Here is a 14,332-nt window from a genome sequence, read left to right on the forward strand (position 1 = left end):
AGTTCGACGAGCCGGCGCTGCCCTGGCTGTTCACCCCTGCCTCGGCGTCGGCGGGCCGGTTGCGGCCGTGGCTGTGCCTGGTCGTGGTGCGCGAGCAGCCGGGCGTCCAGCTCGCGCCACCCGCCCGCGGCTCGCTACCGGTGCTGAAGATCGGGATCCCGGCCCACCCGGAGGAGGAGCTGCCGGACCTCGACGACAGCTGGGCCTGGGCCCACGCACAGCTGGCCACCGAGGTCGCGCTGACCGACGCGGCGCTGGCGGACGCGCTCGCCGCCGACCCGGGGCGCAGCCTGTCCCGGCTGGTCTGCGGGCGCCTGCTGACCGAGCAGACCGAGTACCTGGCCTGCGTCGTGCCCACGTTCGAGGCGGGCCGGCTGGCGGGACTGGGCGACGACCCCGGCGCCGCCGAGGGGCCGGCGTGGCGGCGCGCGCCGGGGATGGCGTCCGTGGAGCTGCCGGTCCTGCACCACTGGCGGTTCGCGACCGGTCCGGCCGGCGACTTCCAGTCCCTCGCGATGGCGATCCGCGGCCGTCCCGTCGCCGACGGCTTCGGCACCCGGGCGGTGGACCTGTCGACCTCGGGGCTCGGGATCGCCGGTGCCGAGGACGCCCAGGTGCGGCTGGCGGGCGCGCTCCTGGCGCTCGATGCGCCCGTCCAGCGGTGGTCGGACCCGGCGATGGAGGGGCGGTTCGCGGCGGCGCTGGTCGACGTGCTGAACGCGCCCGACCACGTGCCGGCCGGCAACCCGCTGCTCGCGCCGCCTCGGTACGGGTCGGCGTACGCGGCCCCGGCGGCCCTGGACCCTGCGGCGGCGGGACGGTGGTACGAGCAGCTCAACACCGACCCGGCGCACCGGGTGGCGGCGGCGCTGGGCACGCTCGTGGTCCAGCAGCAGCAGGAGACGCTCGTCGCGGCGGCCTGGGACCAGGCGGCGGACCTGCACGCCGCGGAACGGGTGTTCGGGCTGGCCGCGCTCGGCCTGGCGGTTGCCGACAGCCTCCACCGGCGGCACGTGGCGCCGCTGCCGCCGGAGTCCGGGCTGTTCGTGCTGGCTCCGTTACGAGCCCGGCTGCTGCGGTCGTCCGCGACCGGGAGCACCAGCTTCGCCCAGCAGTGGGCCGAGGCCCGCCTGCCGGACCAGGCGCTGAGCACCGTGGTCAGGCGCGTGACCCGGCCCCGCGGTCCGGCCGTGCGGCGGGTGGGCCCCGCGGCGCCGGTGACGGGGAGAGGCGTCCTCGGGCGGATGGCGCCGACCGAGATGATCGGTCGCGAGCTCACGCCGGCGGCCGGCCCGCTGACCTTCGAGGCGGGGGGCGGCGCGCTGAACCTGTCCTGGGCGCAGGTGAGCACGGACGCGGTCGGGGGCGCGCCGCCGCGGCCGGGGTTCGAGATCGGCCCCTCACCGACGCCCGCACCCGGACCGGACCCGCTGCCACCGTTCGGCGGCGGAGTGGTCGGTGGCGGGGTGCTGGGCGGCGGTGTGCTCCACGGTGGCCTCGTCCCGGGTGTCGGGCCTTCCCTCGCGCGCCGCCGACCGACCGACCCCTTCGACCCGACAGACCCGACGGACCCGACCGACCCCACCGAGCCCGACCCCGTCGACCCGACGGAACCGGACCCGCACCCGCACCCGCCGCGCCGGGACAACCCGATGGCCGCGACCTTCCGGACCGCGGCGGCGCGTCACCTGTCCGCGTTCCTGGCACCGGCCCCGCCCGACCGCGGCCCGCTCGGCACGCTGGCCGTGGAGGCCATGTTCGCCGAGGCCCTGGCACTCACCACTCCCGCTCGCACGTTCTCCGCCCGGGTGTCCGGCCTGCTCGCGGTGCCCGTACCGCAGGAGCCGGCCGGCCCGGTGCCGCAGGTGCGGTTCGCGCCGCGGTTCGACGCGCCGATGTCGCGCTCGCTCGTCGAGCTCGGTCAGCACTGGTTGCTGCCCGGGCTGGACGGCGTCCCGGCCAACACCGCCCTCGGCCTGCGCACCAACGGGGAGTTCGTCGAGGCGTTCCTGGTCGGGCTCAACCACGAGCTCGGCCGCGAGCTGCTCTGGCGCGAGTACCCGACGCCGATGACCGCCACGTTCTTCGACCGCTTCTGGGACGCGGCCGTGGCGCCCGACGCCCCGCCGGACATCACGCCACTGGACTCGTGGGGTGGTCGGGCGCTGGGCGCGCCGACGGTCGCCGAGGACAGGTTCGTCCTGCTCCTGCGCAGCGAGCTGATCAGGCGCTTCCCCGACGCCCTCGTGTCCGCCGTCCGTCCCGGCCCGCCCGCCGAGCAGCTCCTGCCGGTCTTCCGCGGTGCCATGGAGCCCGACATCACCTTCTTCGGGTTCGCCGTCCCGCTCGCCGACGCCGACGACTGGTCGATCGTGATCGCCGAGCAGCCCGGTGCTCCACGCTTCGGCTTCGAGGTGGGGGAGGCGCCGGCCGGCGTCAGCCACGCGCCCGTGACCGAGGCGACGTCGGCGAGCCAGGCCGCGCGGCTGCGCCAGCTGCCCGCCCGGATCACCATCCCCGTGACCGTGCTCCTGCGGAGGCCGACGCCATGACGGACCCGCTCGACCTCGCTCCGCTCACCGCCGACGCCCTCGCCGCCGACCCGAGGCTCGCCCAGCAGGTGGCCGGGTCGCGGCACCCGCTGGTCCTGCTCCCGATCCGGCTGGAGACCCGCTTCCGCGACGGCTCGCTCCTCGTCCGGGTCTACCCCGACCAGCTGCACGTCGACGCCCACGACCCCCGCGTGTCCGCCGCGGAGATCGCGGCGGGGGAGGAGTTCTGGCGCGCGCAGTGGCGGACGGGAACCGATCGTGAGCGGGCGCAGCGCGCCTGGTCCGCGCTCGCGGACAGGTGGGGTCCGGGGCGGGCGGCCTGGGTGGTGCGCGCCACGACACCGACCAACCCGCAGGCCCGGCCCGATGCCGCCGTCGCCGACGGGGCGCCGCTGTCGGTGGAGCCGGCCTTCCCCTCCCTCCAGCCCACCGAGCAGAGGAGCACCCCGGTGGCGCGCCTCCTGCCCACCCGGTGGACCGCGACCGCCTACGCGCAGGGGGCAGTGGTCGCGGTCGCCACGGGCAGGCCGATCACGGCCGACCTCGCCGTCGGCCCTGACCTGTCGGTCCCGCTCGTCCACGAGGAGCACGGCGACGACGAGGACGACGAGGTGGCCGCCGTCGACCAGGCGATGAGCTGGCTCGTCGACTTCGCCACCGCGGAGGACGTCGGCATGGCGCTGCGCCTGCCGGTCACCGAGCCGGTGGACCTGCTCCTGGTCACCGGCGTGCGCGAGACGGGGGACAGCGCGGGCGACCTCGGCCGGCTCCTCGAGGCCCAGCACTACAGCGAGGGGCTGGCGTTCCTCGACCCGGAGACGCCGACCAACAACGCCGAGGGTGCGCCGTCCGGCTGGTCCAGCGCCGCCACCGGGACGTGGGCGCCGACGCCCGGGGGCTCCGGCGCGCGCACCGCCACCGCGCTCGGGTTCTCCGACCCCGCCGCGCTGCCGGGCGGGAGCGACACGGACGAGACGCTGGCCGAGGCCATGAGCACCGTGCTGTGGCCGTCCACCTGGGGGTACTGGCTGCCGCAGCTCGCGGGGGTCGCCCTCGACGACACCGACTGGGCGCGGGACCACGCGCGACGGTTCGTCCGGCCGGGCGGGCCGCTGCCGACGCTGCGGGTGGGCCGCCAGCCGTACGGGCTGCTGCCCGTGACGTCGCTCGGTCGGTACACGGGTGACGAGCGCGCGAACCGCCTGCGGCGCGCGCTGGTGGGTCTGGTGGACGGCGCCTGGCGGCCGGCCCTGGGGCAGGCGCCACGGATCGGCCGGGGCGACGTCGCGGCCGACCTGGTCGACGTGCTCCGGCTCGGCGCGCGCTCCGACCGGGTCCGGCTGCGCCGGGCGTTCGGTGCCCGCTTCGCTGAGCACGTCCAGCTCTTCCTCGGCCGCCGGCTCGCCGACGCCGGGTTCTGGGAGGTCGCCAGGGACCGGTCGCTGCCCCTCGCCGTGGCCGCCGGCGCCGGTCTGCTCCCGGCTGCGCTGAGCGTGCACGAGCCGGACAGCGCACCGGTCACCGTGCCGCTGGTGGGCGGGGCCGGCGAGCTCCGCGACCTGCTGGCGGCAGACGTCGACCAGCTCGCGACCGGCGGGGACGACGCGCCGACGTCCCTGCTGGTGGGACTCGTCCGGCACGGCCTGCTGCGCGAGCACGCGGAGGCGGCGGCGCGCCTGCTCGCGCCCGACGCCCCGGACGTGACCGACGCGGAGCTGTACGGCTTCGGCGAGTCCACGCCGGGCTGGCGGGCGCAGCGCGACGCGCCACTGCCGGACGGGGGGACCGTGCGTGAACGCATCGCCGCCGGGACGCCGGCCCTGACCGCGTTCCGCTCGGCGGTCGAGGTGCTCGCGGCAGCGGACCCCGCCGACCTGGAACGGCACCTGCTCGGGACCCTGGACGCGGCCGCCTACCGGGTCGACGCCTGGGTGACGTCGCTGGCGAGCCGTCGGCTGGCCGAGCTGCGGGCGGACGAGCAGCGGGGCGCCCTCGTCGGCGGCTACGGATGGGCGGAACGGCTGGCACCGTCGACCGCCGACGTCGTCGCCGAGACGCCGCGGGGTGAGCCGGGCGAGCTGCTGTCCGCGGTCGACGACCCCGGGTTCCTGCACGCTCCGTCGCTCCACCAGGCGCAGGTGGCCGCCCTGCTCCGGAACGCGCACCTGGCCAACGGCGGAGGGGAGGACGACCCCTTCGCCATCAGCCTCACGTCCGAGCGCGTGCGGCTGGCCAGGACCGTGTTCGACGGGGTCCGGGCCGGACGCACGGTCGGCACCGTGCTCGGCTACCTGGTGGAGCGCGACCTGCACGAGCACGGCCTGGACAAGGCCGTCGACAACGCCCGCGAGGTGTCGCCCCTGCCCGGTGAGGAGCACCTGCCTCCCGCCGCCCGCCGCCTGGACGGCCTGAGCCTGCACCGGCTCTGGGCGGCCAGCGAGGACCACGCCCTCGACCACCTGGTGGGCGGGGACCCGAGCGAGGCGGTCCGCACGGCCGCTCAGGGGGTCCTGCGTCGGCTCGGTGCCACGGTGGACGCCACCGCCGACGTGCTCCAGGCCGAGCAGGTGCACCAGTTCGCGCTGGGCGACCTGGACCGCGCGGTGAGCACCGTGACCGACTTCGACCGTGGGCTCGTGCCGCCCTCCACGCTGGACGTGGTGCAGACCCCGCGGTCCGGGGTCGGGGTCACGCACCGGGTGGGAGTCCTCCTGGACCCCGACGCGGCGACGACGGCCGGGTGGGCCGGACCGGCGCAGTCGCCACGCAGCGCGGCCGAGCCGGGGCTCGACGCATGGCTGGGCCGGATGCTCGGCGCGGCCACCGGACGGACCGTCGCGGTGCGCGACGCCTCCGGCGACCTCGTGCGCACGGTGCCGCTGCCGGACCTGGGCATGGCGGCCGCAGACCTGGTCCGGATCGCCGGCGCGGGGGAGCACGGCTGGACCGAGCTGGCGGCCAGGGCGGCCCTGGCGTCCGGTGCCGACCTGCTGCGCCCGGCTCTGGTCCCGGACCGGGCGCTCCTGGACCTGCTGGAGGTGGGTCGCTCGCTGTCCGCGCTGCTGGGCCCGGTCCGGCCGATGGACGGTGGGGCGCTGCAACCCCCGCACGCGGACGCGGAGCCCGGGGTCGACGTGGCGGAGCTCGAGGAGCGGGCGGCCACCGCGCTGGCGGCCGTGCGGAGCGCGGTGGACATGCTCGAGGCCGCCCTCGCCGACCAGGGCGCGCAGCGGCTGCGGGACGCGGTGGCTGCCAGCTGGGCGTTCGGGGTCGGCGACGCCGCGGTGCCCGTCGAGACCACGGTGGACGGTTGGTCCGCGGCGGCCGCCCGAGCCCGTGACCAGCTGCAGGGTCGGCTCGTGGAGGCCGGCGCGGTGCAGGCGAGGTCGTCCGCGCCCGCCTGGGAGGCCGCTCTGCTGCGGCTGCGGGCGCTGCTCGGGCCCGGCTTCGTGGCGCTGCCGCGGTTCGTCGCCCCGACGACCGCCGACCTCGTGGCGTCTCGGGACGATCCGGCGCTGCTCGGCGGGGACCCGCTGGCGGTGGAGGTCTGGCTGACCCGGATGGAACGGGTGCGGGAGCCGCTCGCGCGGCTGGGGATCGCGCTGCGCGAGGCGGAGGCGCTCGGCGGACCGGTCGTCTCGCTGGGTGCCGCGCAGGTGCCGCACCGGCCGGGCGACGTCTGGAACGCGCTGCCCGCCGATCACTACGTGGACGGCGCGGTCTCCGTCGCGCTGTCCGGCGTCGAGCTCGTCGTGCCGGGTCGGGAGCTCGCCGGACTCCTGGTCGACGAGTGGACCGAGGTGATCCCCTCGGCGACCGAGACCACGGGCGTCGCCTTCCGCTACGACCCGCCGGAGCTCATGGCCCCGCAGGCCGTCCTGCTGGCGGTGCCACCGGTGGTCGGCGAGCCGTGGACGCTGGGCACCCTGAACCAGGTGCTCGTCGAGACCCTCGAGCAGGCGCACCTGCGGGCCGTCCCGCCGGGCGCGCTCGGGGCCGCCCGGCAGTACCTGCCGGCCACCGTGCTCGCCTTCAACGCGGACCGGGACGCCGTGTCGACCAACCCGAACGCCCTGACCACCCCGGTGGGCGGCTGACATGGCCTCGATCACCACGTTCTCCCGGCTGGAGCCGGAACCGCTGCGGCCCGACGTCATCGACGGCGCCACCGCGCCCGTGCAGGACCCGCTGTGGCTGCTGGCCCGGCAGTGGCAGGTGGGGGAGTTCGCCGGCCACGACGGCGGCACCCCGGTGCTGGCGCGCTGGCGCGGCGAGGCCTCCCGACCCACCCGCTTCGTGGCCGGTCCGGTCCCGCCCGAGACGACGCTGCAGGCACCGAGGTTCGACGCGATGGCGGCCCCGCTCGAGACGCTCGTCGAGCGTGCCGGGGCGCCGCTGCCGACGACCGCGGCGTCCGCCGAGGGCCTGCGCCTCGCCGTCGACACCGGGCGGTTGTTCCTGCGGGTCCTGGCCCAGCAGACCACGTCGCGCGACTACGGTCCCGACGTCGTGCGGGCGTTCGCGGTGCCGGAGCCCGCGCCGGAGGTGCTGGCGACCCTCGACCCCGCGACCGCCGGGTTTGCGCGCCTGCACGCCGGCCGCAGCGTCGACGGGCGGCGGCTGCGCGGCGAGCTGCAGGGTCGGGACCTGATCCGCCTCGGCGTCGAGATCGCCCAGGCCGACCGCGCCGAGCTCCGGGCAGCCGGTGCCGACTGGCTGCGGCTGGTCGCGGGGCTGTTCGCGGACGCCGATCCGGACGCGACCAGCTGGCAGCCCACCCGGTTCGAGCACACCGCGTCGTTCGCCACCCGCAGGCCCGCCGAGCCGGCGAGCGAGATGACCCTGACCGCCCACCGCTACGACAGCGACACCCTCGACTGGTACGAGCTGGACGTCAACGGGGACGTGAACCTGGGGACCACCCCTGCGGAGGTCGGCCAGGCGGTCACCCGCACGGTCATGCCCGCGCCCGTCACGGCCCCGGGTCTGCCCGCCCGCCGGTTCTGGGAGCTCGAGGACGGCCGGCTCAACCTCGCCGCGCTCCAGCCCGCCGAGACGGACCTGGCCCAGGTTCTCCTCATCGAGACCCTGTCCGGCTACGGCAACGACTGGTTCGTCATCGGGGTGGAGCTCCCGGTCGGCCACCTCGTGTCGTCGACGTCGCTGGTGGTCACGGACACGTTCGGCGCCCGGACGCTGCTGCGGCCGCACGGCCACCACCGGCTCGAGTCGTCCAGCCGGTGGGGGCTCTTCCAGCACTCCAGCCCGTCGAGCGACGGCTCGGAGGGCGTCCCGATCACCAACCTGCTCTACCTGGCACCGCGCCTCGCCCAGCCCGTCGTGGGGCCGGTCGTGGAGCAGGTGGTGCTCGCCCGGGACGAGCAGGCGAACCTCGGCTGGGCCGTCGAGCAGCTCCAGGAGTCACCGCTCCAGGTGGGCGTCGAGCTGAGCGCGGCGCGGCCGCCCGACCTACCCGGCGACCCCGACGAGGCGCCCGACTACCACCTGGCCCAGGCGCCTCCGCCGCACTGGGTCCCGCTGCTCCCCGTACGCGTCGACGGGACCGAGCAGGTCGTGCTGGCCCGCGGCTCGGTGCTCGAGCTGTCCGGGGGGCGCCGCGTCGTCAGCAGCGTGACCCGGCTGCTCGGCGGCGGCCCCGACGGTGCCCTGCTGATCCCCGAGGAGGAGGTGCCCAGCGGGGGCATCGTCGTGCAGCGCACCTACCAGTCGGCGCGCTGGGTGGACGGGTCGCTGCACGTCTGGGCCGCCCACCGGACCAGCGTGAGCACCGGCCTGCCGCCCAGCGGGGTCCGGTACGACTTCCTGGTCGAGTAGACGGTGCTCAGGGCGGGTCGGTGACCGTGACGATCCCGCGGGCCCCCCGCTCGGCGTCCGACATGACGTGGCTCACGAAGGGGTAGTGCCCCGCCTCGGCGAAGGTGACCTCGACGAAGCCGCCCTGGGCACCGGCCAGGTCGAGCGCCTGCGAGCCACCCGTCCCGGTGCTGCCACCGTCCCGGAGCAGGTACTCGCCCTCCTTGAAGACGGTGTGGAACTGGCCGCCGACCACGTGGAAGGAGGTGCCGACGTCCGGCCCCGCGGCGAGGACCCAGAACCGCACGGTCTCGCCCGTGCGGGCCGACAGCGGCCGCGCGGCGTACTGGTTCGCGTAGCCGTTGAACACGACGAGATCGGGCTCCCGAGCCTGCAGCTTCGCGGCGTCGACCTCTCCGCCCTGCGCGCCGAGGTAGAGCTCCGACTGGATCAGCGCGTACTCGCGGTCGACGGTGGCCAGACCGGGCGGGTCGATGATGACGGCCCCGAACATGCCGTTGGCGATGTGCATCGACATGGGCATCGTCGAGCAGTGGTAGAGCCAGATGCCCGACCGCGTGGCGGTGAACGTGTAGGTCAGACGGCCACCCGGCTGGATGGTCCGCATCACCTCGTCGGGACTGATGCCGCCTGCGTGGAAGTCGACGGAGTGCCCCACCGTGCCCTCGTTCACCAGGGTGATCTCGAAGACGTCCCCCACGGAGCCGCGCAGCGTCGGCCCGGGGACGGTGCCGTCGAAGGTCCACAGGGTCTGCGTCACGCCGGGGGCGACCTCGGTCTGCACGTCCCTCACGGTCAGGGTGCGCCGGTGCACGGTGGTGCCCGCGGCGGGCGGCACCGTCGCGTCGCGGGCCACGAAGCCGGCCTCGGGCTCCCTCATCGGGTCGAGCTCGTCCGCGGCCGAGGCCCCTGTCGCGTCGACGTCGTGACCGACGTGCTCGGGAGCGCCCACCGCGACGACGTCGAGGTCCATGCCGAGCAGACGATGGCCGGCGATGGAGCACCATCCCTGCACGTCGCCGCCGATCGGGCCGACCGTCACCACCTCGCTCTCGCCCGGCTCCAGGGACGGCGACACCAGCCCGGTCTCGAGCACGAGGTTGTGCACCATGTCGTCGCGGTTGGTGAGGGTGATCACGAGCTCGTCGCCCACCGGGACCTCGACACGGTCGGGCACGAAGCGGGTGTCCACCATCTCGACGGTGACCTCGGTGGTGTGCCCGGTCGCGTGCACGGGCGCGCCCTCCTGCGCCGAGGCGGTCTGCGGGCCCATGGACGGGGGATCGACGACGATGCCTGCGGTCACCGTGAGCAGCACGGCGGCCGCGGCCACGAGGATCCGGCCGGTCGCGCGCGGCGCGGGGACGGGGGACCGCTCTCCGGGCGCCACGCGCACGAGCGGGAGGGCGCGGACCCGCCGGTTGGTGCGCAGGGCGCGGGCGAAGAGCACCAGGAAGCTGGCCATGCAGCCCACCACCAGCAGCGACAGGGCCACGGTCAGGCTGCTGCTCACGGGCAGCACCGACACGCCGAGCGCGGCGTTGACGGTGACGACCCGGAACAGGCCGCCCCGGTCGAGCTCGGCCGCGGTGGCCTTGGCCGCCGCAGGGCCGCCGCCGAGCACGACGGGCACCAGGTAGCTGAGCGCGCCCAGGAGCACCTGCGCGGCGAAGCCCACGGCGAGGTACGGCACGAGCGCCTCGACGCGGGCGGCGGCGACGGTCCAGCTGGGGGCGAGCGCCACCTGGACGGCGAACCCGAGCGTGCAGAGCGCGAACCAGGCGAGCGCGGCGCCCAGGCTCCAGCCGGCGTAGGTGACGGCGGGTGCGCGGCGCAGGTGGCCGACGGCCTCGCGCAGCACCCGGCCGAGCGCGAGCAGGTAGACCAGCACCCCCAGGGTCACGACGAGACGCAGGTCGGTCAGGCAGCCGAGCGCCAGCAGCCCCAGGCCGCCCATCAGCACGGGCAGGGTCGGCCCGGCGGCCGCGGTCGCTGCCTCGACCCTGGTGTGCAGCACGGTGGGCCACAGGAGGGCGATGGTCCCGATGACGGCCAGCCCCACCCAGCCGAGCAGGTTGAGGCCCAGGTGCCCGAGGAACAGGCGCTCGTAGTCCTCGCCGCCTCCGTCCAGTCGGGCCATCAGCACGCCGAGGGTGACCCCGACCGCGAGCATCAGGGCGCTGGCGGCGTAGTAGCGGACCAGGGGGGAGAACCGCGCCGGGAGCGCGCCACGTGACTGGCCGACGATCACCACGGCGTGCGCGACGGCGTTCAGGCCGACGAGGATCCCGCCGGCCAGCACGAGCCCGAACGCGTCGACGACCATGCCGGTCATGACCAGGACGGCACCGACCGTGTGGGCCGCCAGGCGCAGACCCAGCGAGAGCCGGTGACCGAGGGCTCGTCGCCGCAGCAGGGTGTCCGCGAAGTGCTGGCTCCAGATCAGGATGGCGGTGCTCACCGCGCCGAGCAGCAGCAGGTGCACGAGCAGCCAGCCCGACGACGGCAGCATCCGGTGCAGCAGGGTGCCGAGCGCCGCCGCGAGCAGCCAGGCCGGCACCAGGATGCCCGTGAGGACGTGCCACATCCGGTCCCTCATCGCGTCCCCCTCAGCACGGACGCGACCGCGACCACCACGAACAGGAGCACCGCCACGATGTTGAGTGCCCCGCCCCACTGCACCAGGGCGGGGTGACCGTAGGCGTCACCGAGCAGCACGCGGGCGAGCAGCGAGACGTGCAGCAGCGCTGCGGGCACGTACATGACCGGGCGGTACGGCAACGGGCGGCGCAGCACCGCGGGAAGGATGGTCGGGGCGTGCGCCATGATCATCGACATCACGAAGCCGAGGAATACGGCGTGCATCATCGCGTCGTACGCGGGGCCGGCGTAGACCGGCCCCTGCACCAGCCAGATGCCGCCCACGACCACCAGCCAGACGTAGCCCGCCAGCAGGCAGCACGCCATGTACCGCGGCAGCCCGGCCGAGCGCACGGTGCGGGTGGCGACGTCGTGCCGGGACAGCCAGCCCACCACGGCGAGCATGCCCAGGCCGAGGAGCGGGTACCCGGCGACGGGGAGGACGAGCGCTACGACCGCACCTGCGGCGAGCCCGAGGCCGATGCCGAACAGCCACTGCTCGGCGCGCTGGTCCACCGACGGCGACAGGCGCGAGAGCTCGAGCCGCTCACCGGCGATCGTGAGCACCAGGTAGAGGATCAGCAGCGGGGCGAGCTGGGGGATGCCCAGGCCACGCCACCACAAGGCGGTCGCCATCAGGCCCATCAGGGCGCCCACGACCTGCACCGCGGTGGCCACCGAGGACTGCCTGCGCCAGATGGCGGCGTAGGCGACCAGCAGCACGGCGCTGCCGCCCACCAGCAGGACCTGGCCCACGACCACCGGGAGCGGCGAGACGAGCGCGATCCCGCCCGCGCCGAGCAGGCCGGGCGCGAGGTAGGCCCACGGCCGGCGTACCGCCACCGCCCGTTCGAGCGTGACGACGGTGCCGACGAACCCGAAGACCATCAGCGGCCCGTGCACCTCGGCGAGCCGGAGCGAGTCGACGGGCGCCGCGAGGCCGAGGAGCACCAGGGCGCCATCGAGCCCCGCGAGCAGGGCGAACCCGCCGAGAAGCAGCAGGCCGAGCCGGGCGGGGACCCGGGGTCGCGTCGCCGTGCCGGTGCCGGGGCGCCGGGCGGGGCTGAGCGTGGTCATCCGCGGCGGGCCGGTGCCGGCGTTACAGCGCGCGGGTGAGGCGGACCGTCCAGGCGTCCGGTCCGCTCTCCAGGTAGGAGACGGCGAAGTCGCCGGGGCGGCTGCGCTCCAGCTGAGCGAGCAGCGGCAGCGGGTCGTGCGGGGCGATGAGGTCGAGCGCGAAGCCGGGCTGGATCGCGCCGAGGGCGCCGAAGATCGAGGCGTGCCGGACGGCGTGCGGGATCGTGCGGGCGTCGAGGACGATGCTCGGGGCGTCGTCGTGGCCGCACTCGCAGGCGTGCTCGACGGGCGACTCGGCGGCGACCGCGCCGGGGCGGTGGGCCGACAGGTTGATCGGTTCGGCGGGCATGGTTCCTCCTCGGCGGGTCGGGTGACCCTGGGAACCAATTTAAGAGGACCAACGTCCTTTCAATAGGACGTTGGACCTACCCAGTCGTCCGGCAGGTCCACCAGGCACAGGTCCGGCTGCACGAACGGACGCAGCCGGAGGCCGTCGCCGTCGTGCCCCAGCGAGCGGGCGACACCCCGCAGCAGCCCCAGGTGCACCGAGCACACGACGTCCGGGTTCGCCCGCGCCTCGGTCCGGAACGGGCAGGCCGGCAGGGCGATGGCGCCCTCGACCGCGCGCAGCTCCGGCTCGAAACCGATCTCTGTGAGCACCCCCAGCAGTGGCGGCACCGGGTCCGTCTCGGCCATCGTCGCGTACTGCGCGGACCACTGCTCGCCGGCGCGCACCGCACGGGCGCGGCCGCCGTCGACGTCCTCGCCGATCACCGCGGCGAGTGCGTGGGTGAGCTGCTGCTGCGCCTCCTCGGGCGGCTTCGGGAGGACGGCGGCGCGGAACAGGACCTGCGGTCGACCGCGTCGACCCGACCGCGCGACCTGCCGGGACACGAGCCCGGCGGCCTCCAGCTGGTCGAGGTGGAACCGCGCCGTGGTCACGTGCACCCCGACGCCGACAGCCACCGTGAGGGCGTCCAGCGGGTCGGGGGACTCGCTGAGCATCGCGAGCACGCGGCGGCGCGGTTCGCTGGCCAGGGCGGCGTGCCACGCCTCGCTCTGCCCGGTCGGGACCATGAATTGACAGTAACAGCGTGCATTCAAAGCTCAGGCTCGGGCGGCCTCCGCGAGGAGCTCCTCCGCCGTCGTCGCGCCGGGGCGGGCGCCCGCCGCAGCAGCCTGGCGGGCACGCCGCTGCAGGACCGCGTTCACCGGGGTCGGCACGCCGTGCAGCCGGCCCAGCAGGACGATCTCGCCGTTGAGGTGGTCGGACTCGATCGACCCCGCCCCGCGCGCGAGGGACTGCCACGACGACCCTCCACCGCGCTCCTGCCCGGACAGTCGCTCGACGCGGAACCCGGCGCGGGCGGCGTCGTGCACGGCGTCGTCGAGGGTCACGATCCCGGCGGCGCGCAGCACGGCGCGGCCCTCGGCGTCGGCGCGTGCGGCGAGCTCGCGGGCGTCGTCGTCCCGGAGGGAGCCGCAGAGCGCCTCGACCGCGTTGGCGAGGTTGGTGAGCAGCTTCGTGTACTTCCAGGCCATGACGTCCGCGGCCACGGGCGCACGGAAACCCGCGTCGTCGAGCTCCTGCGCGTACTCGGCGAGCAGGTCGTCCCCGTCTGCGGGTGCGGCCCATGCATGGCCGAGCGTGAGGACCCCGGGCACCGGCGTGCCGCCTGCGGACACGCGTCCGGGCTCGAGGTAGGTGGCCGGGAGCCAGACGCACATGGCGATCACCCGGGCGAACACGCGCAGGGCCGCGCGCTCGTTGTCCACGCCGTTCTGCGCGCAGACCACGGCGAGCCGCTCGGCCGCGGTCCCGCCGCCGGCGACGGGCCGGTCGGACCAGGCAGCGAGCGCGTCGGCGGTGTCCTGGCTCTTGACGGCGAGGACCAGCACGTCGTCCGGACGGAGGTCCACGTCGTCGGGACCGGCGGAGACCCCGGGCCGCACCCGCACCGTCCCCGCCGCGGTCGTGACCTCGAGCCCGCCGGCGCGCAGAGCGGCCAGCTGTGGTCCGCGGGCGACCAGGACGACGTCCTTGCCGACGCTCGCGAGCAGCCCGCCGACGACGCCGCCGACCGCTCCCGCCCCGATGATGATGTGCCGCACCGGCCCACCGTAGGGAGTGGCACGTCGAGTACGTCACACTGCCCATCGCCTGGACGCACGGGCACCCATCGCGGTGCGTGCCCTAGTTTTGGCCCGTGACCGCACCTCTTTCGCCG

General features: G+C 75.7%; 8 protein-coding genes. 3 read left to right on the forward strand and 5 right to left on the reverse strand.

Annotated features, from left to right (window positions below; all coding sequences use genetic code 11):
* Window positions 1–86 precede the first annotated feature (86 nt).
* The 3 genes from AC1DXT_RS16410 to AC1DXT_RS16420 are packed head-to-tail and all read left to right on the forward strand — an operon-like array spanning window position 87 to window position 8,387.
* Window positions 87–2,552 (forward strand): hypothetical protein, encoded by a 2,466-nt coding sequence (locus tag AC1DXT_RS16410; protein WP_477062373.1) that lies wholly within the window; start codon window positions 87–89, stop codon window positions 2,550–2,552.
* Window positions 2,549–6,649 (forward strand): hypothetical protein, encoded by a 4,101-nt coding sequence (locus tag AC1DXT_RS16415; RefSeq protein ID WP_477062374.1) that lies wholly within the window; start codon window positions 2,549–2,551, stop codon window positions 6,647–6,649. Before AC1DXT_RS16410 ends, AC1DXT_RS16415 begins: the two co-directional genes overlap by 4 nt.
* A gap of 1 nt (window position 6,650) precedes the next feature.
* A complete protein-coding gene (locus AC1DXT_RS16420) occupies window positions 6,651–8,387 on the forward strand; it encodes a hypothetical protein (RefSeq protein WP_477062375.1) in 1,737 nt (578 codons plus the stop codon).
* A gap of 7 nt (window positions 8,388–8,394) precedes the next feature.
* Here the strand turns inward: AC1DXT_RS16420 and AC1DXT_RS16425 are convergent, their stop codons facing one another.
* Genes AC1DXT_RS16425 through AC1DXT_RS16445 form a run of 5 tightly spaced genes read right to left on the reverse strand, consistent with a single transcriptional unit; the run spans window position 8,395 to window position 14,216 of the window.
* Window positions 8,395–10,986 (reverse strand): multicopper oxidase domain-containing protein, encoded by a 2,592-nt coding sequence (locus AC1DXT_RS16425; RefSeq protein ID WP_477062376.1) that lies wholly within the window; start codon window positions 10,984–10,986, stop codon window positions 8,395–8,397.
* Entirely contained in the window at window positions 10,983–12,104 is a 1,122-nt protein-coding gene (locus tag AC1DXT_RS16430; protein WP_477062377.1) for a hypothetical protein, read from the reverse strand. Before AC1DXT_RS16430 ends, AC1DXT_RS16425 begins: the two co-directional genes overlap by 4 nt.
* A gap of 22 nt (window positions 12,105–12,126) precedes the next feature.
* Window positions 12,127–12,453, reverse strand: a complete 327-nt coding sequence (locus AC1DXT_RS16435) for a DUF2249 domain-containing protein (RefSeq protein WP_477062378.1) — start codon at window positions 12,451–12,453, stop codon at window positions 12,127–12,129.
* A gap of 59 nt (window positions 12,454–12,512) precedes the next feature.
* A complete protein-coding gene (locus AC1DXT_RS16440; protein ID WP_477062379.1) occupies window positions 12,513–13,181 on the reverse strand; it encodes a helix-turn-helix transcriptional regulator in 669 nt (222 codons plus the stop codon).
* Between the two features lie 30 nt (window positions 13,182–13,211).
* Window positions 13,212–14,216 carry a ketopantoate reductase family protein gene (locus AC1DXT_RS16445; RefSeq protein ID WP_477062380.1) on the reverse strand — a complete coding sequence of 335 codons (1,005 nt, stop codon included), beginning with the start codon at window positions 14,214–14,216 and terminating at the stop codon, window positions 13,212–13,214.
* Between the last annotated feature and the right edge of the window lie 116 nt (window positions 14,217–14,332).

It is taken from the genome of Cellulomonas sp. P1_G12_2, from assembly GCF_056405535.1.

Excerpts from the sequence above, each read along its gene's own strand:
- AC1DXT_RS16415 (WP_477062374.1), top strand. The coding sequence starts at position 2,549 with ATGACGGACCCGCTCGACCTCGCTCCGCTCACCGCCGACGCCCTCGCC.
- AC1DXT_RS16420 (WP_477062375.1), top strand. The coding sequence starts at position 6,651 with ATGGCCTCGATCACCACGTTCTCCCGGCTGGAGCCGGAACCGCTGCGG.
- AC1DXT_RS16425 (WP_477062376.1), bottom strand. The coding sequence starts at position 10,986 with ATGAGGGACCGGATGTGGCACGTCCTCACGGGCATCCTGGTGCCGGCC.
- AC1DXT_RS16430 (WP_477062377.1), bottom strand. The coding sequence starts at position 12,104 with ATGACCACGCTCAGCCCCGCCCGGCGCCCCGGCACCGGCACGGCGACG.
- AC1DXT_RS16435 (WP_477062378.1), bottom strand. The coding sequence starts at position 12,453 with ATGCCCGCCGAACCGATCAACCTGTCGGCCCACCGCCCCGGCGCGGTC.
- AC1DXT_RS16440 (WP_477062379.1), bottom strand. The coding sequence starts at position 13,181 with ATGGTCCCGACCGGGCAGAGCGAGGCGTGGCACGCCGCCCTGGCCAGC.